Here is a 23,940-nt window from a genome sequence, read left to right as displayed (position 1 = left end):
AGAAACAATATGGAGAGTAATTATGAGTAGTAGAGAGGAAAAGATTGCAAAGAATTTTGAAACAGACGTTAATTTGAAACGACATTTTAGCGCGACTTGCTTGATGAATTCAAATTATAGTGCACTTCTTTCCAGAAAGCGGACTTATGCTGCATTTAATGATGTGGAAACTACTCCTGACGAAATAACTCCGCGAAAATGTGCACAAATTTTAGCTGATCATGGGATATCCGAAGTCTTAGACCCTATGGCGGGATATGGGACAATTCTTCAGTATGGAAGGAAGAGCGGCTTTGGATCTTTTCTGGTAGAGATTAATTTGCCGGCTCATCTCTGGCAACTTATTGCGCAACCCGAGAACAGTGAAAAATTGATTGCTATAGTGAATAAAATTATAGCAACAAAAGAAGAGTGGCCGGTCCCAAAATGCTTGGCTGAAGTTTCAAATGATTGGATTGGTCCTGAAGGTCTCCGCATATTACATTTGCTATATGATTTAAATAGGAAGATTGTGGAATCTTTTTTTGCTGATACAATTTTAGTGGAAAAGATGGCCCTAGCTATTATGCTCCCAATTGTTTTGCGTTTATCTACTGCACAAAAGGGCGATGCAGCATACGTTAAGCGCAATGGCGGAGTGGCTGTTCTTAGAGGATATGATGCGGATTATTTTTTTTATCTAAACAATATGCTTCTTCCTTTTTTGGAGACTAATTTTAAAGAATATAGTCAAATTATTTGGGGCGAAGAAAAATGGAATAATACTTGCATTTATGGAAACGCGATGTCTTACTGCTTTCCAAAAAACAAATTTCATGGCATGCTTACATCTCCTCCATATCCAAATGGAAGCGACTATGGAAAGATGTTTTCCGCAGAGAACTTTTTTATCGATAATCTATCCAATAAACATCTGATTCATTTTGAGGTAATCCCATCTCAGATAATTGGAACAAATACAGTTAAAGATCGGCAAGCGGAGCAGTTATCGATTCAGACTGCCAAAGTTTTTTTAGGAAAACTAAAGAACCTGAGGCTAAACAAAAAGGCAAAAATGGATATGATGTCCTACTATATTCCTTATTATAGAAACTATTTTTGCGATTTGGAAAAAGCTTATCAAAATATATCTGCTGCGTTTTCTGATAGGTTCCTTGGATATATTATTGTGACGAATAATGCTATCCGGAATATTGAAGTTCCTGTATCAGATTTTATTATAGAATTGTGGCAGTCCCTTGGGTTTAATGCTAAGTGTATTAAAAGCAAGGAGGTATCCCACGTAGGAGCTAAAAATCCTCATGCTAAAGGCAGAATGTCTCTGCATTGTGAACACATTATTCAGATATGGAGGGGCGGAGATGTTTGAGGATGTAATCCATTACAAAAACTTTTATTGCCGCTGCGATGAAGGCGTAGGCTTTTTTGCGTATTGCGAGACAGACGGACTAATATATGCAATTTCTAATGATTCTATTGGCGGTTATATAAGAGAAAACATAACTCTTCCCCGATTAGCTGCCAAGGTGAGTCAAAAATATTTGTCAAATAAATTTACTGCTGGCTTGACTCAACTTTTACCGGATGCGTCTAGTTGGTCCGGTCCTCCGCAGGAAAAGCTTCGTCGACCATTGACGATCAATTGGCTGATTAGTAAATGTTGCACACACCGCTGTCTATATTGCTATGCAAATGATATTATCGATAATGAAATGATTTCAGACAACATTTCGGCAAAAGAGGTTGCAGAGAATATTTTAAATTTAAAGCCGTTAAATGTTGTCTTGTCTGGAGGGGAACCGTTTTTATCGCCCCATTTAAGCGAGGCAATTGAATGTCTAGCAGGAAGAACCGGGATTGTTATTGACACAAACGGTTTTTGCTTCGACAAAATTAAACAGTTGTTACCAATAATAAAAAAGAATAGGGTCCATGTAAGAGTTTCTGTGGATTCTCTTCGGACGAAATGCCAATCGAAGGTGCGCCCATTAAAAACGGGGTTATCAGAAGAAGAAACTTTCTCTTCTGTTATTAATACTGTGTGTCTTCTCCTGAAAAACAAGGTGAATATTACTATTCATACTGTGTTAACAAAAGAAAATGCGAATGATTTGATAGGTATGGGAGATAAACTTTGGAAATTAGGGATTCAAAATTGGAGAATATTTGAACTCCAAATATGTAATGGTACAGTAAAAGATAAATTGGCATTTAGCGATATTGATGACAAAATTAGTCGAAAAAATAAGTACTTTATTAATGGTGTAACACAAAGAGCGAAAAACTATTGGACGGATCTCAGAATTAATTATACAGCTGCAAATGGGGATAACAACAACGTAGTTTTAGTATTGCCAGATGGTTCGTTTTGCACAGAAGGCAAGCATGGTGCGGGAAAAAGAATTATTGATCCTAACCTTCCCAAATCTCCCAATATGGAATCGTTTAGAGGGTTCAGTTGGGGACAGCATTTTGAAAGATATATAGGATAGAGAGAATGGAAGTGTTATAAATGAGGATATTACATATTTCAGATCTCCACTTTGGAAATGAGTCCTCAAATACGGCCCACAATATTCGCAAAAACTGCTTAGAAAAACTTAGACATGTGATTTTGCAAATATCAAAGGAAAGGAGTGTCGACTATCTCGTTGTATCAGGTGATATTGCATACCGCGGAAAAGAAAATGAGTATAACGAAGCTTACGAATTCTTCAGCATTTTGTTTGAAGAAAGTGGCATTCAACCAAGTAATACTATTATTGCACCTGGTAATCATGATTTTGACCGTGAGCTTGGTGCAGCATTTTCAATACCGTCTACCATGGAAGAGGCTTCCAGGACATATAATCTGGAGTCATTGCCGACTATTTCTGTGCCCTTTAGAAAATTTGAAGAATTTTGTAAAAGGTTAAATGTGGCAAAGCCTCAATTAACTAAGGATAAAAGTAGCTACTTGGTTGGTGTATGCAAATTCTCTGATATAGACTTTCTTGTTTTAAATTCTGCTTGGTGTAAATCAGATCAGGGAACTTGGATTGGAAAAAGCTTTTTGGAAAATATTGAAGCCGCACATTTAATTGATAAAGCCTCCTATACCGTTACGGTTATGCATCATCCTTCAGAATCTATTGAGCCATTTGAACAACGGAAATATGGCAATGGTATGCCAACATACACTGCAATTGAACGTATTTCGGATTTAATTTTATGCGGTCATTGTCATGAGACGGAAGTCAGCGTTAATAACGCTCGCACTAATGATGGATATTGTATTGCTTGCGGAGCTTCTTTCCTAGATGGCAATTATAAAAACAGCTTTGCCTGCTATGATTTGGAAGATGATAAGCTTAGTGTCCAACCATTTTACTATCAGAATGATGAATGGAGCGCAGGCCCAATTCAACAAAAGACGATGAAAAGGAAAGTAGATGGGGATAAACCGGCGGAGGTAGAAAAAATAACCCCCAGTTTCTTGCATAAGAAGTTGCGAGACTTCGAATTCCGTATTCAGCAATGCAATGAAAATACTTTAGGAGAGGGAGGAGTTTTAATTTGGCCAGTAGTGCCGCGTAAAGAGATTACGATTATTCATCAGGCAGAGATTGAAATTATGAGGCTTCTATGTAAGCGCTATCAATGGAAAACTTTTGTTCTTATTTCCGATTGCGGAACAAAAACAAGGGCACTAAAGGATAGGGATAAAGCTAAATTCAAAAAGTCGATACAAAGGCTTATGGAAAAACGAGAAGTTCCTGTTTTAGAATATAAGTATCTTAGTTGCTATTTTAAAACAGAAGATTCTCAAAGATCTGATAACATCCTACATAATTTTATTTCGTTAAGTGAAGAAATGAAGCAAAAAGATCTTCAAGAACTGAAGAATAAAGAATACAGTCAAAAGGTCAAAGACTCAAATGAACAACTACCTGTAATTGACTATATTCTTCCAATATTGCAGCTATCAGTAGTTCTGTATCTTTCAGAAAAAGAGTTTTCCAGCCAGAAATGTCTAGTTGTTGCCGGGGCAGATGAATTGAGGCAATGGAACTATATCTGTCACAGAAGTGAAATAGGCTCTATTTTGATTCCAACATTAATGGCCGATGAAACTACGGGACGTTGGCAGCAAGAGATTGATAAATATTTATCCGAAGAGCAAATACGAGACAATCTTAGAGAGGGAAATTTTGGATTTTGGTGTTATACGATGTTTGTGATTTTACAACAACTTTCTGAGGAGGGTACCACACATAATGATATTATAGATAGTATGACTCTTAATGAATGGAAAAGAGACCAGTTTAATGTACCAACAGCGGTTGATTTAAAAAAGTTAGCGTCATCTATTTGGAATGTTGCGTCAATGGCGATTTTGGACTAGTTGGAAGGATAAAATGTTTATCGCGTTAGAAATGTGTTAGAAATGCAAAAATAAAAAGACCTAAAAAGTATAAAAAAGCACCGCAATCCAATGGATTGCGGTGCTTTTTCTGGTTGCGGGAGGAGGATTTGAACCTCCGACCTCCGGGTTATGAGCTGCGGATCGGAGGCGCTTTCCGTTCCATTGAGCGATTTTGTACCCTTTCCGTTGGGGATGAAGATGCTGTTGGACACTGACTGTTCCATTATTTCCGCCTAGTCCGAAACCAATATGGGTCACAGTTTGGGTCAAAGCTGCTTCAACTCCTCCAGGAACTTTGGAAGAACATTGTAGATGATAACGCAGAGGACTGCCCAGTTGGTGTCCTGACAGCGATAAACTGTCCGGCGCCTTAGGGTGGAGATTTTTAGTAGTATCCTGGATTTTGTGATCCGCCGCCCATTTGCGTATAATAGCTAATCCGTTAAATAATGGGGCGAGAATCCATGGTGTCAGACCTTACCTCACCATCAGTGCTCTCCCCGGAGCATGACCTGAGCGCGGAACACCGTCCCGTCATATTGGAACTTGCAGTAGCCGCCATTTTTTGCGGCAATACGGCGCACAGACTGCAAACCGATACCATGTTCCGGGCGCTTGGAGGAACGTATCCCGGCCTTGTCCTCCAGGATCTCGCCGGAGTAAGCGTTTTCCACCTCCAGTAATACTACGATATCTCCATGGATTTCCCCGTGTACCCGGACCCAGCGCAGTGAAGGAGGCAGGCGCAGATTGGCCTCCAGAGCATTTTCCAGCAGGTTGGAGAGCACCACGCATACATCCATTTCATCCGCAGGCAGCAGGCGTGGCAGATCCAGAATGTACTCGGCAGGTACGCCCTCCCGGCGCAGCAGGGCGGCATAATGGCCTGCCACCCCGTCCGCGGCGGGATTTTCGCACAAATTCAGCTCCGTGTCAGGCAGGCTCTCCACGGCGGCGTCCACATAGGCACGCAGCTCCTGCCACTCCTCCCGGCGTAGCAGCGCATCAATGGCGGTAAAGTGGTGGCGCAGATCGTGGCGGGCCTGGCGGGTCTCGGCAATGGTGGCTTGGAGATTTTCATATTGGCTAGTCTGCATCTGCAGGAATTGGTTCTGCTGCTGCAGGCGCAGATTCTCCCCCAGGCCCCGAGCCATCAGGTAGAACATCAGGTAGCACAGCAGCAGCAGGCCCAGCAGCATCAGCTCCACGACGAAAAAGAAAAACAGGTTCCGGCCGGCTGGTGGGCCATAGATGCCCATGGGCTGAATGACCACGTTGAGGAAGGTGAGGACCAGGGGCAACAGCCAGAACACATACCAGGTGCCCGGCATTTCCATCTCCCGAAGCAGATGGCGAACCGCGTGGACGGCGGGATACCACATGGCCAGAACGAATATCCAGCAGAAACCGTTATAGGCCAGGCAGGCCGGCAGGGAAAACCAGACGCTGAGGTTATCGGGTGCCACCCAGAGGTCTACCGCGCTGGACAGATTGGCCAGGCAGGAGAAGGCGCCGCAGACGCCCAGGAACACACTGACAGACTTCCAGGCGGGCAGGGTACACAGCCGCCGCAGGATCAGGGCAAAGACCAGCAGGGAGGGCAGCAGCAGCACGTTGCTTCCCCAGCCCAGGCGGCCGCAGATCCAGCCTCCCAGCGGAACCCACACCCCCAGTACCAGAAGGAACAGCAGGATCAGCCGGGCCTTGCCTATGCGCAGATGCTCCCCCAACGCCAGAAAGCACAGCAGCCCCGCGGGCGCGGTTACCGCCAGCTCCAGCGCGGCGCGTACAGCCTGATTCACCGCGTCGCCCCCCTCCGGAACAGGAATTCCCCAAAGGCCGCTCGGGCGCTCTCGCTGCTGCTGCGGCTGACCGGCACCTGGGTGCCGTCGTTCAGTAGGAAGGCCGCGCCGTCAAAATCCCGGACATGCTCCAGATTGACAAGCACACCCCGGCCGCACACCAGGAAACGCCGCTCACCCTTGAGCAGCTCGGTAAATTCGCCAAATGTCATGCGGACAGCGGTCTCCGTTCCATCTCTGAGGTGAATATGGATCTGATGCCGGAAATGATCCGCCCACAGGATCTCCCCCGGCGCCAGGAGACGTTCCTGCCGGCCGATGTGCAGCCGGATTACCGCCTCTTCCGGAGGCAGGTGGTTCAGCACCTCCTCCAGCACCTCCTCCACCTCCGCCATTTGGTAGGGCTTGACCAGGTACTGGAGGGCCCGGACACGATAGCCGTCCAGGGCGTGGTCGGTGGAAGTGGTGGTAAAAACCAGCACGCAGTCGGGATCAAACCCCCGCAGCGCGCGGGCGACCGTCACGCCATCCATCCCCTCCATGTAGATATCCAGAAAAACCAGATCAAAGGGCTTCCGTCCGGCGGCATCCAGGAAGGAGGTCCCATCCGCAAAGGCCAGGTATTCCACCGGCTTCCGGCGCTGGTTCAGCGCTGTTTTGAGCCAGCACAGCAGCTCCTCCCGATCCCGGGGATTGTCATCCACCACTGCCAGGCGCATAGTTGTCCCCTCCTCTCCAGCCCGGCCATTGGGCAATCTATGTTCTTTTATAATAGTATAGCAAATTATGTTTCCTGCGGCTACAATTCAGGCCGGAAAATTACAGTTCGGGACAGATGCCTTGACCTCGCCAATTTCCAAAGCATACCATAATGCTGTCAGTGTGCAGAGGAGTGCGGAGCCTCTGCTGTTTCAGGCGGGAGCCTGAAGGAAAACAAGGCAAAGCCGCGGGTTTGCCGAAAGGAGGGGGAACATGCGTCGGGTCGCGGTACTGAGCCATTCGCCGGACACCCGAATGCGGCTGTGCAGACAGCTGGGAGACCATCTAGCCCGCATGGGATATTTCCCATGTCTGGAAACTCCGGAGGAGCTGGAGGACTTCTACTACACCATGCGTGCCTCTCCGCCGGATGGGGTGGTGCTGGCCATGGACGGAGTGGCGGGGCTCAACGCCGTGGAGCACCTGCGGCGGCTGTCCCCCGACTGCGCCATCCTCTGGTGCAGCGACCTGGATTTCTCCCTGCAGGCCTATCGGCTGCGGGCCGATTACTTCGTGCAGGGCGAATGGACCGAGGAAACGCTGCGGGAGGGCCTCAGCCGCTGGGTAGAGCGGAACAAGCAGCGAAAGAAAGGATGATTTGAGGAATGAAAGGAAGAAAGCGAGGGCTCAGTCTGATTTTGACCTTGAGCCTGATTTTGTCCCTGGTGGGCCCCCTGCCCGCCCGGGCGGCGGACCCGGTCAGTGGCTACCACCCAGACGTGGTGGGCGCCTACCTGCTGCCCGCCCAGGCGGCCAATGACAGCAGCTTTGTCCGCACCAACGTGCTGACGGCGGGCGGCCTGCATGTGGACGGCAAATTTACCGAATGGACGACTGAGCAGAACGCCGTCAGCGTCAGCGGCGGGAACCGGAATGTTCTGGACCCCGCCAGCACCTATATGCACAGTGAGAACCGCAAGTGGTGGACCACCTACCAGTGGGCTGACATGGGGGAGACCATGAAGGAGCTGCTCTCCACCATGCAGATCACCGCCACCATCAGCGCCTCGCTGACGGCGGACCGGCATATGCACCTCGGCACGCACAAGGACCTGACCGACCGGGCCCAGGCCTATCTGTACGCCGGCTACAACACCTCCCCCATTGTGAAGGTGAGCAACAGCTCCGACGACCCGGATGGGGTGGCCCGCACCTACACCAGCAGCGGCGTGCTCACCTCCGGGGGTACCAGTCTCCGCTTCCGCATGGGCGCCACCGACTGCGCCTGCGGCAGCTCCAAGGTGAGCAAGGTCTATATCTACCTCACCGACACGGCAGCGCCCACCCTCACCGGAATCTACGTCAGCGACGGGGCGGGCAATAAGGTTAGCCGCACCGCCTACAAGGGCGGGGAGACCCTCTACCTCACCCTGGAGATGAGCGAGCCCATCCGCTTTGCCGACGGCGTGGCCCACGATGATCTGAAGCTGAATCTGGACCTCATCAACGCCTCCAGCGGTCAGAGCACCGGTCAAACTATCTCCGCCGGTCTCTATGCCCTCACCGGCAGCAAGCTGATCTTCTCCTACGCCGTGCCCGACCAGGCGGACTATCTGGTCACCTCCGTCAGCCCCAGCCAGCAGGACTGGATGACCGGTACCTATGACCTGAAGCTGCTGGACGAGAGCGGCAGTCCCATGGACAAGGGCAATTTCACCGTCAGCAGCCTGGTCACCGACCTGGCGGGCAACCCCCTCAGCTGGACCACGGGGCGGGAGCTGGAAAGCCGCCTTTACCTGGACGACGTGGCTCCCGACTATACCCGGCTCAACGCCGCGGGCAACATGACCCAGGGCTACAAGGTGGGTACCGATGGGGAGTGGCCCAGCGACATCACCCCCTCCGCCACCTGGGTCGGCGTGGGGNGCCTTTACCTGGACGACGTGGCTCCCGACTATACCCGGCTCAACGCCGCGGGCAACATGACCCAGGGCTACAAGGTGGGTACCGATGGGGAGTGGCCCAGCGACATCACCCCCTCCGCCACCTGGGTCGGCGTGGGGGACTACCTGGCCTTCACCCTCATCCTGAATGAAGAGGTGGGGCTGTGGACGGGGGACAGCTACGCCCAGCTCACCAAGAACAGCGGCGTCACCGCCGTCCTCAATGTGGAGGACAGCGATGGAGACCCCGTTGAGGTGGGCCTCAGCAGCGTATCCTACGCCATGGACAACGTCAACGACGTGCGCAACAGCACCGTCCTGACCTTCCAGTCCTTCCGGCCCGACGACGGGATGACCCTGGACGGCAGCGGCCCCATCCGCATCGTCTCCCTGAAGGCCCCCGGCGGCAGCACCCTCAGCGACATGGCGGGCAATCCTCTGAATACCGCCGTGCCCCTGACCCCGGTGGAGAAGCTGGGGCTGGATGTGACGCCGCCTGAGGTGGCCGTATTGGATACGCAAGTCACTGTAAAAACCGTAGAACCCAGCGGCAACGGCCGGTACGTCACCATCCCCTTCACCGTGACGGACGCGGGCGGCTCCGGCGTGGACCGCGAGCAGGAGGTCATCCTGGGCATCGACATTGCCACCGCTTTCACGGTGCGCTACTGCATTACCGACAGTGCTGTCGCGCCGGATAAGGATAACAGCGCCTACCGGCTGCTGAGCTATCAGCAGCCCACCTACCCCCTGCCCGCTTCCACCAACGATACCTATTATCTGCATATCTGCTGCAGCAATCTGAGCTGGGACGCCGACCCCGCCACCGGCGAGATACCCCTGTCCGTGTCCATCACCTGCCAGGATTTCGCGGGGAATACAGCTTCCGATACCGTGGATTATGACATTCTCTTCGATCAGACCGGCCCGGAGATCAGCCTGCCCACAACCTTCACCGTCTCCGGCGAGAGGGAGATCTCTGTCCCCTTCTCGGTGAGCGACAGCACCCACCTGGCAAGCGTGACAGTGCAGTGGAATCAAGGCGAAGCGTCTGAACGGCTCGGCCAGGACAATGCTTCCGCCAGTTTCTCCGGCACCGCCACCTATTCCGCCACGAATGACAGCGGCACAGCTACCCTCACTGTTACCGCTAAGGATAAGGCCGGTAATTCCACTACTAAGACGCAGGATTATACTTACGACCTGACCATCGTCAACCGCTATACCCTGGGCGGCGACCCCGCGGTGGCCACGGGAAGCCCGTCCCTGACCCTGTCGGCCCCCGGCAACCAGGGCGGCAGCGGCGCGGAAGAAAACGAGCTGGTGACGGTGGCCGTGCTGGGCGACGGCGCGGGAAACTATAACCTCTATACCGTGGCGGGCAGCGAGAGCGGGAAAAATATATTCAATAATGCCGCGCCCGACGCCGTTGTGAGCAGTATTACTGTAACCGACAAGTCCGTTACCCTCAGCGGCTACGCGGCCGGCGGCAGCGGCTGGGCTACCTCCAGCGCCTACGGCAACCTGCCGGTCACCATCTTCACCCTGCTGAAGAGCGGCTGGGAGACCGCTATTGCCGCCGCTGACGCTGACGGTATGGTCAACGTCACCTCCCTGAGCGAGGTAGAGTCCTTCCATATGAAGGTGCTGACCGGCTCCAGCTATACCGTCACCTTCGGCACGCCCCAGGACAGCGACGGCACGGATGTTACCGCCGCTTTGGTAACCCAACAAACCTCCAAGATGGTGCAGACCCTCACCGGCCTGCGGGTACCCATCACCCTGACCACCGGACGGAATGGCGACTATGCCCTGCAGGACATCAACTACGATGCCTCCTACATTGAGCTCATGGGCCCGGCAGAATTCAATGATGATCCCACCATTGAGGTGCCGGGCAGCAAGCAGTTCTTCCAAAAGCCGGAGACCGGCGCGGAAATCGTCTACCCCATCTCCGTGCCCCTGTACAACACCTCGGGCAAGTATCAGGTGAAGGTGTCCCTGACCTATCTGGACGGCACCACCAAGGAGTTTACAGGCCCCCAGCTCTATATGTACGACCTGACCAGCGATGAATTTGGCCCCACCAAACTGAATCAAAACAACAGCGCGAGCAGGGCCTTCCGGACGGTGGAACTGAGCGAAGACGCCACCCAGATCTCCCTGGGGTTCACCGGTTCGAGCAATGCCACACTGTACTTTGACTCTTTTGACGCGCCCACGACCAAGCAGAACCTCTATAACACCGGACCGGTGTCCCTCGATATCTGGAACGAGAGCTTAGGCGAAAATGCCGTCCATGTTAAGAACTACCCAGCCCTTTGGGGCTACACCCCGTTGACCCTCCAAATGTACAGCGAGGGGGCGTCCTCCGCAACCACGCTCTACCTGGTGGAGGGGGAAAACATCGTCCGGTACCGGGCCCTTCTGCCCAACGGGAACTACACCGCCGCCAAGACCCTGATCATCACGGTGCGCAACGCCAACCCCACCTTTGAAGTGGAGTTCACCCCCAACGGGGCGGGCGGCCTGCGGATGCAGCTCACAGACCTGAGCGAGGACGCGAAGGAGGCCCTGGCCCTAAACGGCCGCACCCTGCGCCTGGCGGCTACCAAGTCGAATATGGAGACATCCACCAACCTCATCACCGTTACCCTGGACAGCACCCTGGGCCTGGACCTGACCCGGGCGGAGCTGGCGGAAAATTGGAAAGACAGCCCCCTGCTCCAGCTGATGGATGAGTACGGCAACTTTACCACAGTGACGGTCCACCCCAGATACTACATAGACATCCTGCCGCCTCGGGTCACCCTCTACCAAGGCAGCAATGTAACGGTGAGCGAAGGCACTTTCTGCCTGACAGCGGTAGTTTCGGACTATGACAGCAGCAGAGACTGCTCCGAGGGGCTGGATCTGAGCAGCTTCGCCCTCACCTTCGAATACTCCGACGGCACTACCGTCACCACCGTCACCACGCCCCTGCCTGATATCATCCCCAACGGCACCTGGACCGGCAGCGGTGCAGGCTATGCCGGCATCTACAAGGTGGAAGACACCACCACCTATAATGACACGGAAGACGGCAAGACACGTGGTGTAGACCTGCTCATCTACGGCCAGTACCCCTATGGCACCACCAGCGACACGGTGAAGATCAACCTGTCCTGCCAGGACAATCTGGGTAATGCGTGCGTAGATAAGAATCAATACAACCATGCCTACTGTACGATTTCGAACATCGCCTATACCGCGACGGAGCCCACCGTCACCGCCAGCGGCGGCGAGGGCCAGGTGACCCTCACCTCCGACCTGCCCATCCGGGTGCTGGACCCGATGCCCACCGCCGATACCGCCGGCACCTTTGCCGCCGCCCACACCCTGCCCATCTATACCGACACCGCTGACATTACCTATGAGGATGTGTTCGGCAACCAGTATATGGAAACCATTTCCGCCTCCCCCTTCGGGGACCTCTCCGTCACCCTGTCGGAGACCGCCGCCACCCGGGGGCCGGTGACCCTCACCGCCACCGCCACCGGGGAAGCCGCCATCACCGCCGTCACCTCGGTAAACAACGGCAGCGGCGCCATCTCCGGCAATACCGCCACCCTGGTGCTGAATTCTAACGACACGGTGACCATCACCATGGGGGAGGAGACCTACACCGTGGAGGTCACCAACATCGACAACGCCGTGGAGCCCGTCACCGTGGCCTTCTACGGCCCCGACGGCCAGCTGCTGAACGCCGGCAGCGGCGCGGAAAGCGTCACCGGCCCGGTGACCGCCGCCCTGCAATGTGCGGAGCTGCTTGTGGGGGAGACCAGCCATGTGTTCCCCATCGGCTCCGCCCAGGGCAGCACCTACACCTTCCAGGTGGCCGACCTGCTGGGCAACACCACAACCGTCACCGCCACCCTGCCCTGGGCTGTGGTGAATGAAACCGGCGAAACCACGCCTCCGACAGAAGACATCACGCCGCCGGAATATACGGTCAGCCTCTATACCCAGCGCAGCGGCGGCTGGACCCAGGTCAACAGCTATGACTCCCAGATCCAGCCGCCTACGTCCACCGGCGCGGAAGACCTGTCCCCCGCCGGCCTGGCCACAGACCTGCCCAACCAGTTGGGCCAGGCCGTCCGGCTGGCCTTCTCCATCCGGGATGACTCCCCGGTGAAGCTCATTGTCAAGAACAGCACCGATGGCACCCTCGCCTATACCGACGACAGCGACCCCATCGACGGTCTGAGCGTGTCCGCCTCCACCCTCACCTGGGAGGGCGAGGCGGAGACCACCGTCTATGTCTACCTGGTAGACGCCTCCGGCAACGCCGCCGCCGCTTTGGAACTGACCTTCCCCGCCGTGGACAAGACGCCCCCCACCGCCACCGCGGCATACGAGGTGAATGGGGAGAATGTCTGGGCCTATCTGGTGCCGAATGAAGCGGACAAGAATGATTTCATTGTGCTGGACACTAACCTGCTGAAGAAGGACGAAACCAGCGGCGCACACCAGGGCCAGTACTACTATGAGTTCCAGGCCAACGGCACCTACATCTTCCGCTTCTCCGACGGGGCGGGCAACATCGGCACCGCCACGGCCACGGTCCACAGCATCGACAACACACCCCTGGATGTCCCCAATGACGGTATCCAGTGGCTGAGCCGGGGCAAGACGTACAGCAACACGGATTGGACAACTGCCCAGAGTGGCCTTTACACCAACGCGGCTGTCACCGCCGTCATCAACACCAACATCGCCCTGGACAGCGTGACGCTGCCCCGGGGCACCACCGGCGTCACCGCCGCCGTGACGGCCAACCAGGCCCGGATCACCTTCTCCGCCAACACCGGGGCGGTGAAGCTGACGCTGACGGCCCGGAACGGAAAGACCGCGACCGTGACCCTCCCGGCCGTCACCTGTATCGACACCACGGCCCCTGTGGTCACGGTGAAAAATGGCGATACGGAATTGAGCGGCACCGACGGCACCTACATCGTAAGCGGCAGCGACAAGCGGAGCGTGGAGCTGACCTTCACCACCAATGAGGACACCGCGGCGGACAGGGACAGCAGCTTTGGCACGACCCACACCTATACGGCCGCCAGGAACGGGGAGGTCACCCTGACCTTCACCGACCGGGCGGGCAACGTGACCCAGGTAACTCTGAACATCCAAAAGCTGGACGACAAGCTGGCCCTGTCCTACTCCAAAAATGCGGACGGCGCCGGCGCCGTCACCGACCCGGCGGACCTGAAGCTGCAGACCGGACAGACCTTCTATGTGAAGTCCACCCGGGATGCCTACATCACCCTGGGGACCGCTTCCTCTGTATCGGTGACAAAGGGCGAGTGGACCCAATTCACCCTTCCCGAGGATCCGGGCCTTGTGGTCCTGAAGGCGGTGGATACGGATAAGAACACCCTGTACGCCTATCTCACCGTGGCGCTGCCCGACACCGTTCCCCCGGTGATCTCCCTGCCCAGCCAGATCGTCTATGCCCAGGCGGGTGCGGAGAACCTGGATCTGCTCCAGGATGGCGTCACCGTCACCGACAATGATGAGGGCGGCGTTACCACCAGTGTCAATGCCGAAAACGTGACCTGGGACACCCCCGGCAGCTACACCGTTACCTACACCGCCACGGATGCTTCCGGCAACAGCAGTACCGTCACCCGCACCCTGGTGCTCACCCGGGAAGCGCCCATCGGACTGACCGTCAACGGCCAGACCGTCTACCAGGGCAGCACTCTCACCCTAAGCAAGGGGACGGCCAGCCTGACCCTTCAGGGCGTCGACACCCCGGTATACCTGGCGCTGAAGCAGGGCTACAAGACCGTCGCCCAGATGAAGCTGAACGCCCAGGTGCTGCTCAACGGCAGCTACACCGGAGCTCTGAGCGCCAGCCTCAACACCACCGGCTTCTATACCCTCTACCTCCGCACCCAGGACCGGACGGAGTACGTTTTCTACCTCTATGTCAAGGGCTGAGCGGCCGGAAAGGAGCATGAACATGAAAAAGCGAACCCTATCCCGCCTCCTGGCCTGGGCGCTGGCCCTGTGCCTGGTTTCGGGACTTCTTCCCAACTCCGTCCTGGCGGCGGAGCTGCAGAACGTGGACACCCTGTCCAACGAAAACCTGCAGGTGCTGGTGGATAAACGCAGCGGCGGCTTCTCCATCCGCACCCTGGAGGGCGACGCCATCCGGAAGGACGACAACAACAAGAACCTCCTCTTCCCCCTGGGGGAGGACGACACCTCCTTTGCCTCCCTCCGGGTCACCCGGAACGGAGTGACCAAGGACTATGTGTTCGGCGGCAAGTACGCCGGCTCCTCTGACGTGGCGGTCACCGCCACGTCCCAGGAGATCAAGGCGGTGTGGTCGGTGGACGGCATCACCGTCACCCAGACCCTCAGCCTGGCCAACGCCGGCTCCACCCAGCACGGCATGGCCTACCTGAGCTACACCGCCCAGAACAGCGGCGAGGCGGCCGATATCCAGCTGCGGCTGCTGATGGACACCGCCCTGGGCACCCAGGATTACGGTATCTACGAGGTGTCCCAGTCCGGCGGCGGCTACCTGACGGTGGAGAGCGAGCAGAGCATTTCCAGCTATCAGAGCAGCTTCTTCGCCTACGACGACCCCTACAATCCCAGCGTGTTCGCCTACTTCCTCAACGGCTCCGTGGGCGATATCGCCAGCGTGCCGGCGAAGGTGACCTTCGCCCACTGGAACAACCTGGCGGCCACCGTCTTTGACTACACCCCCGACGAAAGCCTCTATTTCACCACCCCCTACAACCGGGACTACCTCACCGCCGACAGCGCCTTTGCCCTGTACTATAATCTGGGCACGGTGGCTGAGGGGGGCAGCGCCGCCGCCGCCGGCTACTACGGCGTGTTCTCCAACGCCGGCGTGGCGGAGACCGCCGGGGCTACCCTGAACTTCACCAATGTGCCCGAAGCCCTGGAGATGGACAGCGGCGGGGAAGCCTACAAAGACAACGGCGACTTTACCGTCAACGCCACCCTGCAGAACATCTCCGGCGAAGCTCTGGACAACGTGCGGGTGGTGGTCTATCCCGGGGAGAACATCGCCCCCTATAACCAGAGCGGCGTCCTTCAGGAGAACGTCAGCTATCTGACCCCCTACTATGTCGACCTGACTAATCTGCAGGCCGACGGGTCCCAGAGCCTGGAGTTCAAATTCCACGCCGTGCCCGGGGAGGACGCGGTCTACCGCAAGCTGACCTTCCAGGCCTACAAGCTGGAGGACGGTTCCACCACCCTCCAGGCCCAGAACCTGCTGTGCGCCCAGACGGTGTGGCTCCTCTGTCCCGGCACCAGCGGTAAATTGCCCGAGATCGGCTTCACCAGCGCCTCCCCTGACCTGATCTACACCACCGGCACCCGGCACATCTACCTCACCGGCGTCAATTTCAATATGCTGAGTGGCGGCGGCTACACGCTACTTCTCTCCCGCACCGACGGGGCACAGATTAACGGAGAGAGCAGCATTGCAATCGATAGCAGCGCCTTTATCATCAATGAGGAGGACAACACCGCCGACGTGGTGATTACCAGTGAGCTGGCCGTGGGGGAGTACCAGCTGACCATCCACTACACCGACACCACGAAGGCTGACATCACCGCCCCCGCCCTGCGCTTCCAGGTCACCGACGACCCGGAGTACCGCAACGACGGCTACGGCGTGGTAACGGTGGAGGTGGACAGTGAGGAACAGTACTCCGTCCACACCTACGCCACCGAGGAGAGCTACGAAAAGGAGAACAAGTCCCTGGGCGATGATGTCCTGCTGGAGTTCCGGGGCGCCTTCTCCCAGAAAACCGAAGGCAGCGGCACCGTTTACACCGCCGTGTCCCTGGGGAAAGAGGACAACGTCATCACCCTCAACAACTGCCTGGACATCCGGGACGGCCAGGTGACCATCACCGACAAGGACGGAACCATCGAGGTGGACTTTGACGCCTCCCTCACCGTCTCCGGGGTGGGCACCTCGGTGTGGACCGGCCGGTGCTGCCTCACCGCCATCGAGGACGGGGAGGAGTATTCCCTCACCACCTATGGGGCCAGCGGCGACCGGGACGAGGACGGCAACATCACCCTCCTGTGGCCCAGCGTGGGCCAGGCCGCCCAGAGCCTGCTGGGCCTGCTCTTCGAGTTCAAGTACGGCGAGCTGGGCTATATGGAGGACGTAGGCGGCGTCATCGGCTTCGGCGGCGGCCTGGACCTGTCCTTCCTGATTCCCGCTGCCAAGCAGGCCGAGCCGGAGGCCTCCGCCCTGGACCTGGCCAAGCAGGACCTGATCGAAAGAGGGGCGGACACGCCGGACAACCTGCGGGAGCTGGAGGAGCAGATCCCCCATGACGCCGACACCGTGAACACCAACGCGCCCCCCTTTGAGACCTCCACCGACATGGGGGACGGCGCCGAGGCGGGAGACGGCGACAGCCGCTCGGCCACCATCCAGGTGGACGACATCCTCTTCGGCGGCGGCAAGTACCTGGGCGTCAACTTCTCCGTGGCCCTGGGCCTGCCCAGCTACGTTGACGGCATGCCCGGCATCGAGGGCGTGCTCACCGTCAAGACCGTGGGCGACTGGGCGGTGGATGTGTCCGGCGCGGCCTCCTTCGCCACCTTTGCCATGGAAGCGGAGCTGGCCGTCCAGAGCAAGGACGGCATCCCCTACCCGGACACCCTCCACTTCTTCGTGGGCGGCTTCGTCCCCGGCATCAACCTGGACGGCTTCGGCGTGCTGTGGCTCCAGGGCGCCGGCGGCGGCATCAACAACCTGTACGACACCATCTTCCTCACCGATTCCATCCCGCCCCTTCAGCTCGTTCTGGAGGCGCAGTTCTCCGTCCTCCAGATCATCTCCGCCCGGGCCACGCTGGCCCTGAGCCTCCAGGGCATCAGCGCGGAGCTGAGCAACGGCACACTGGCCAATTCCATCGCGGTGCTGGACAGCGCCAGCCTGGAGTTTGACTGGTACCCCGAGTTCTTCTTCCTGGCCTCGGTGGATATGAACATCTACGGCGTCCTGCAGGGCGGCGGCTATCTGGTCCTGGAGGAGGGCGGTCCCTATGAGTTCTTCATCCGGGCCACCCTGAGCTTGCCCGGCACCCTGCCCCTCATCGGCGGCCTCACCCTGGCCAACGTGGGCATGGGTGCCAACGCCGAGAAAATCTGGGGCGCCGCCGAGACCCTAGGGCTGAAGGTGGGCATTACCTACTACTGGGGCGACGGCGTCAGCTGGAACGGCGAAGACGCCACCCCCAGCTACCCCGAGTTGCTGGGCCTGACTACGGTGCCCGTGTACACCTCCCCCAGCACCGGCAGGACCCTTTACGCCGCCGTGGGCAGCAATGCGTTGGTGGCCGCGCAGTCCCAGCTGGTGTCCGGTCTTCCGGCGGCCCGCGCTGAGGAAGACTCCCTGAAGAGCGACGTCACCGGTCAGAACCACCAGCTGACCCTGAAGAGCAATACCTCCGCCGCCGCCCTGACCTTCACCTGGGACAGCGCCAGCGAGGAGGAAGCCATCAAGGAAGGGCAGAAACAGACCACTATTAAAAATAGCAGCGACGAAAATTACACCCTGACCTGGCTTGATCCGGAAAAAGATACCGGTGCGCAGGAGGACGCCAACGCCTATGTGTACTATGACAAGGACAACAAGCAGGCCCACATGACGGTGACCTTCCCGGCAGACACGGAAGGCACCTACACCATCACCACGCCCAAGCCCGCCACCCTGACCCTGTACCGGCTGGCCCCCCTGCCGGAGCTGACCAGCGTCACTGTCAATGGGAGCGAAGCTGCTGTCACCGGCACCGATCTGAAGCAGTTCTCCGAAATCACCCTGCTGGCGGTGGACGAGAGCAATCCCGACAACTCCCGTATGGTGGGCCATGTGACCAGTTCTGCGGATGGGCCCTTTGACAGCGGCAGCGTCACCGTCCTCATGGATACCGCCGCCCTGCCCTCCGGCAGCTACACCCTGCGGGCCGTCGCCGTGGACAGCGACAGCACCATGTTCTCCACCGCGGAAGCCAGCTGGACGTACACCAATTCCAACCAGCCCGATGCGCCCACGGTGAGCGGCGTGCAGCCCGCCGGGGACTACAAGGTGTCCTTCACCGCCGACAGCACGGATGCTGAGGGCTACCGCGTCAACTTCTACGATGCCGAAAAGAATCTGGTCTCCGGCGTCAGCGGCTTAAAGCTGGAACCGGACAGCTCCAATACCTACACCGCCGGCGGCCAGGCCACCGTGCCGGAATACCAGACCGATGAAGATGGGCAGCTTGTCCTGGACAATGAGGGCAACCTCATCTCCACCGGCAATACCGTCACCGTGGGCCTGGAGGCGGGCAAGACCTACACCATGGGTGTGTCCGCCTACAGGACAGTAAATGACGTTACCCTCTACTCGGAGGAAACCATCATCGCTTCCGTCCAAGTTTCCGCCCCCAACCCGCCCACTTTCTCCTGGAATGCCGACGCCGAAGGCACCACTGTGAGTACCGAGGCCGGGGAGGAGACCTTCTCCACACTTACCTACCGGACCAATGCCCTCACCGTCACCCTGACGGAAAAAAAGGGCCAGACTGTCAGCGGCGCCTGGTCCCTGGACGGCGGCGCAGAGCAGGCGGTTGAAAGCCAGAGCGCCATCCAGATGGAGCTGAAAGACCTGACCGAGGGCTCCCACACCATCCGGTTCCAGGGGACCAACAGCCAGGGGGATGTCTTCCTGTACACCCAGAGCTTCTCGGTGGACACCACGCCCCCGGCCCTGCTGGTATCTTCCCCCATCAGCGGTTCCTTCTTCGGCAGCGGCGGCTCCGTTACCCTCACCGGCTGGACCGACGGCACCCTGAGCCTGTTGGTGGACGGCAAGGCTGAATCCATCACCGTTACGGACGGCTCCTTCTCCCAGTCTCTGGCCTTGGACGATTCCGCCGCCAGCCACACCCTTACCCTCACCGCCACCGATGCGGCGGGGAATACGACTACCCGCACCATCCAGGTGGTCAACCCGGCCCTGGGCCAGATGACCGGCATCGCCATCTACGCCAACGGCAGGGACATCACAGAGCAAACCTTCCAGCCCACCGGCGCCGCCACCCTGTCGGCGGTGGCCGTGCTGGAAAACGGCAAAACCCTGTCCCTGGAGGGCAGCCGTCTGGTGACCTGGATGGCCAATCCCGCCACCGGCACCTGTGCCGTGGATGACAACGGCCTCCTGACCCTGTCCAACGACGCCAAGGGCGTGGTCCAGGCCTGTATGGCCCTCACCGACGACCAGGTCTGCACGGCCTTTGCCGCTGTCGACGGCTCCATGGTCTCTCCCACCGTCACCTGCACGGCCGGCGCCGGCGGCACCCTTTCCGTGACCGCCACCCTCAACGGCAGCAACGCCGTGGAGAGCAGCGCCGACGGCGTCTATACCATCAAGAAGGGCGCCACCGTGACCATTACGCCCACGCCCTCCTCCGGCTATGAGCTGAGCGCGCTGCAGGTGGACGGCGTGACGGTTACACTCACCAACGGCAGCTACACCATCAGCAACCTGCGGAGCGCCATCCAGGTATCTGCCGTCTTCCAGCCGGTCACCGAGGAGCCTGACGAGCCTGACGATCCCGGCACCTCCGGCAATCCCGGCACCTCCGGCGGCGGCTCCACACCCACCTACGCGGTGACCATCCCCAGTAATACGGCCAACGGCAGCGTGTCCGTCAGCCCCAAAAACGCCGCGCAGGGTACTCTTGTTACCATTACGGTCAGTCCCGATGACGGCTATGTTCTGGATCAGCTGACGGTTACCGACGCCGCAGGCGGGACCGTTCCCCTGAGCCAGAAGAGCGAGAACCAGTATACCTTTACCATGCCCTCCGGCAAGGTTTCCGTTGCCGCCTCCTTCGTACAGGAATCTGACGTTACCGGCCTGCCCTTCACCGACGTGAAGGAGAGCGACTGGTTCTACCAGGCGGTGCGGTTTGCCGTGGAAAGCGGCATGATGAACGGTACCGGCGGCAGCAGCTTCCAGCCCGGCATCAATCTGAGCCGGAGCATGATCGCCACCATCCTGTGGCGGTTGGAGGGATCTCCCGACGGGAATCCCACTCGGTTCACCGATGTCCCCAACGGCCAGTGGTACACTGAGGCGGTGAACTGGGCCGCGGCCAACGACCTGGTGAACGGCTACGGCAACAGCACCTTCGGCCCGGAGGATGACATTACCCGGGAGCAGATGGCGGCGATCCTGTACCGCTACGCCCAGTTCAAGGGATATGACTGCACCGTTCAGGGCGACCTGTCCCGTTTTGCCGATGGCGGTCAGACCTCCGATTGGGCCAGAGACGCCGTGGTGTGGGCGGTGGACAAGGGCCTGCTCACCGGCAAGGGCGGCGGTCTGCTGGATCCCAAGGGCACCGCTACCCGGGCGGAAGTGGCGACGATCCTCATGCGCTTCGTTGAGAACATCTCCCAGTAATTTGAAAGAAGCAAGACCTGCGGGACGCTCCAAAAGGAGCGTCCCGCAGTCTGTCAGAAACCCGGTTCGTACATCAGATATGAGCCGGGTTTCTGATATTATGGTGCCAAAAGCGCCCTGTAACGGGCGGGATGTGGATACCGCTGGAATCGTCTGCTCCATATGTTGACCGGACGTAAAAAACGCATAAGGTAAACCTTGCTGGCAGCTTCCGAAGGTAAAGAAGTGATTATGCTTCCGTTCGATCACCTCATCCCGGGTGATTTGGATAGCGGTGAGGATTTCCAAAGTGGAGATCAGAGAGGTGTCAGAGATGAAACACTTGGCTGCCGTCATTTGGTAGCTGCGTTTCAGACAGTAGAGGAAGCCCACCATATAGGTGCTGAATGGAATAAGAAAAGAGTTTGGCTGACTGCAACAAGCAGTTGCAAAAACACTTTCTTGTGAACAGAAGCTCACCAACTGCTGCTCTGGCTAACGGCTAAATACTGGCGGAAGGGTATAGTAAAAATTAATACGCTAAACAAAGAATAAGGCGAGAAGCGAGTGCAGCAGTAGTTTCCGCCGTGTAGCCGCCTGTGAGCCGCTGTGTGCCCTGTGTCGGGATGGAGGAGGGTAACCGGAACTGGCGGGGGTTATAACGACGGTTTGGGGCCTCTTTGGGGGCGTTCGATTTTAGTACGAGGATAAAGGACCGCCGTCGGTAAACCGCCGCCGGCCCGGTTACAACGCCCCGCAGTGCGGGGCGTGTCAAGGGATTGCGGGCTTTTGCCTCACAGCGTTCTTAGGTGGTCGCTCACCGGGCAATCTGGCTTTTCAGGTGGTCGGTAGTTTTGAAAAAGCCAGCGTTCCCAAGCGGTTCCCATCTTTTTGACCGCCGCTATGACATAAGACCTCAGGAATTGCGCCGCAAAACAAAAGAAGGCTGCCTTACCTGAAGTTGTTACTGTTCTGATAACTCTACTTTTTCCCTCTGGCTATTTGCGGTGTTTGCTGGTATTGTGTGTTGCTGCAAAGGAGGCGACACACGATGTATCATTACATGGCCGCCATGCACCAGCGGTTTTTCCGGGCTCCGGACTTTGCAGAGCTAGGGGAAGAGATTGAACAGGCTCGCCAGGAAGTGCGGGATTGCCTCGGGCAACCGGAACGGCGAAAGCTGATGCAGTTGGTGGATGCGCAAAATCTGCTGCGGGAGGAAATCTCTCTGGCCAGCTTTGCTGCCGGCTTCAAACTGGCCTGGGGACTTGCGAGAGAACTGGAGGTGACGCCGCATGGCGAAGAAGCGGGCTAACGGTGAAGGGAATATCAGAAAACGAAAAGACGGCCGGTGGGAGGGGAGGTACACAGCGGGACATGACCCGGAAACCGGAAAGGCCATCTACAAGAACGTGCTGGGTAAGACTCAGGCGGAGGTCAAGGCAAAACTGAAAGCGGCCATCCAAGAGGCCCAGACACTGGACTTATCCAAGGCAGGCAAATACACAGTGGGGGAGTGGATGGAGGTGTGGTTCGAGGACTATGCCAAGCTCAAAGTCCGGCCCTCTTCCCACCAGACCTACCGGGGTTACATCGATAACCACATCCGGCCCAATATTGGGGACATTCCGCTGGAAAAGCTGACCTCCTTGGACTTGCAGAAGCTTTACAAGAAGCTGTTGACCAAAGGGCGGGTAGACCGGTTGGAGGCCAGGGGGCAGCCTAAAGGCCTCAGCGCCAAGACGGTGCGGAACATCCACCAGATTCTCTCCTCTGCCTTAAAACTGGCCCAGGAGCAGCGGATTATCCTCACGAATCCGGCGGAGGGCTGTGCCCTCCCAAAGGTGGAACACCGGGAGATGAAGACTCTGCCAGTGGAGCAGCTCCAGTCCTTCCTGCGGGAAGCCAGAGAGAGCGGGGTATTTGAACTCTACTACCTGGAGTTGGCAACAGGTCTGAGAAGGGGAGAACTGTTGGGGCTGAAATGGGAGGACATTGATTTGGATCGGGGCGACCTCCGGGTTAAGCGGCAGGTCTCCCGGATCAACGGGGAGGTGATGGAGGCCCCTCTGAAAACGAAAAACGCCTACCGCACCCTGCCGCTGGCGGAGGATACGATAGACGTGCTGAAAGAACAGAGGGAAAAAGTCGGCAGCAGCCCGTGGGTGTTTCCTTCGCCCAACGGCGGGCCTATCTCCCCGGACAGCGTACTCCACATGCTCCACCGGGTGCTGAAACGGGCGGGGCTACCCAGGGTCAGGTTCCACGACCTCCGGCACACTTTCGCCACCTTGGCTTTGCAAAACGGGGTGGACATCAAAACCGTCTCCGGGATGCTGGGGCACTTCTCCGCTGAGTTCACCCTGGACACCTATGCCCATGTGACCGGGGCAGCCCAACGACAAGCAGCCGGAAAAATGGCTGCCGTCCTCTCCGGTGCGGTATAGACCTTTCCGGACATTTCCGCGTTTGGGTCACGGTTTGGGTCAAGGATGGACAGCAAAAATAGACCTCAAGAAAAAGTGCAAAAAAACAAAAATAATCCGCTGGAATCGTGCGATTCCAGCGGATTTCTGGAGTGTAAGACCAATTGAGATATCC

The 23,940-nt window shown here is 57.0% G+C and carries 10 protein-coding genes; 8 read left to right on the top strand and 2 right to left on the bottom strand.

The window, feature by feature from the left end; all coding sequences use genetic code 11:
* Positions 1-22: 22 nt before the first annotated feature.
* Genes E0E41_RS14925 through E0E41_RS14915 form a run of 3 tightly spaced genes read left to right on the top strand, consistent with a single transcriptional unit; the run spans position 23 to position 4,384 of the window.
* Positions 23-1,369: a hypothetical protein gene (locus tag E0E41_RS14925; protein WP_130870547.1), complete on the top strand. Its 1,347-nt coding sequence runs from the start codon at positions 23-25 to the stop codon at positions 1,367-1,369.
* A complete protein-coding gene (locus tag E0E41_RS14920; protein WP_165450564.1) occupies positions 1,362-2,492 on the top strand; it encodes a radical SAM protein in 1,131 nt (376 codons plus the stop codon). The genes E0E41_RS14925 and E0E41_RS14920 overlap by 8 nt, the downstream gene beginning before the upstream one ends.
* A 20-nt stretch (positions 2,493-2,512) precedes the next feature.
* The gene (locus E0E41_RS14915) at positions 2,513-4,384 is read left to right on the top strand and encodes a metallophosphoesterase family protein (protein WP_130870545.1); all 1,872 of its coding nucleotides are present in this window, start codon (positions 2,513-2,515) and stop codon (positions 4,382-4,384) included.
* Between the two features lie 509 nt (positions 4,385-4,893).
* Here the strand turns inward: E0E41_RS14915 and E0E41_RS14910 are convergent.
* On the bottom strand, positions 4,894-6,207 hold the full coding sequence (locus tag E0E41_RS14910) for a sensor histidine kinase (RefSeq protein ID WP_130870544.1): 1,314 nt from the start codon (positions 6,205-6,207) through the stop codon (positions 4,894-4,896).
* Positions 6,204-6,926, bottom strand: a complete 723-nt coding sequence (locus tag E0E41_RS14905) for a LytR/AlgR family response regulator transcription factor (protein ID WP_130870543.1) — start codon at positions 6,924-6,926, stop codon at positions 6,204-6,206. The genes E0E41_RS14910 and E0E41_RS14905 overlap by 4 nt, the downstream gene beginning before the upstream one ends.
* A gap of 253 nt (positions 6,927-7,179) precedes the next feature.
* Between E0E41_RS14905 and E0E41_RS14900 the strand changes: the two genes are divergently transcribed.
* The 5 genes from E0E41_RS14900 (at position 7,180) to E0E41_RS14880 (ending at position 23,786) form a co-directional block, all read left to right on the top strand.
* Complete coding sequence (locus E0E41_RS14900; protein WP_130870542.1) at positions 7,180-7,563, top strand: response regulator; 384 nt, start codon at positions 7,180-7,182, stop codon at positions 7,561-7,563.
* Positions 7,564-7,571: 8 nt separating this feature from the next.
* Complete coding sequence (locus E0E41_RS14895) at positions 7,572-14,837, top strand: immunoglobulin-like domain-containing protein (RefSeq protein ID WP_130870541.1); 7,266 nt, start codon at positions 7,572-7,574, stop codon at positions 14,835-14,837.
* Between the two features lie 22 nt (positions 14,838-14,859).
* On the top strand, positions 14,860-21,360 hold the full coding sequence (locus tag E0E41_RS14890) for an S-layer homology domain-containing protein (protein WP_130870540.1): 6,501 nt from the start codon (positions 14,860-14,862) through the stop codon (positions 21,358-21,360).
* Between the two features lie 1,030 nt (positions 21,361-22,390).
* Positions 22,391-22,654, top strand: a complete 264-nt coding sequence (locus tag E0E41_RS14885; protein WP_130870539.1) for a hypothetical protein — start codon at positions 22,391-22,393, stop codon at positions 22,652-22,654.
* Positions 22,635-23,786, top strand: a complete 1,152-nt coding sequence (locus E0E41_RS14880) for a tyrosine-type recombinase/integrase (protein WP_130870538.1) — start codon at positions 22,635-22,637, stop codon at positions 23,784-23,786. Before E0E41_RS14885 ends, E0E41_RS14880 begins: the two co-directional genes overlap by 20 nt.
* Positions 23,787-23,940 lie beyond the last annotated feature (154 nt).

It is taken from the genome of Intestinimonas massiliensis (ex Afouda et al. 2020) (assembly GCF_900626285.1).
Classification (GTDB): Bacteria; Bacillota; Clostridia; order Oscillospirales; family Oscillospiraceae; genus Flavonifractor; species Flavonifractor massiliensis_A.
This window is presented reverse-complemented; position numbering and strand designations above follow the sequence as displayed.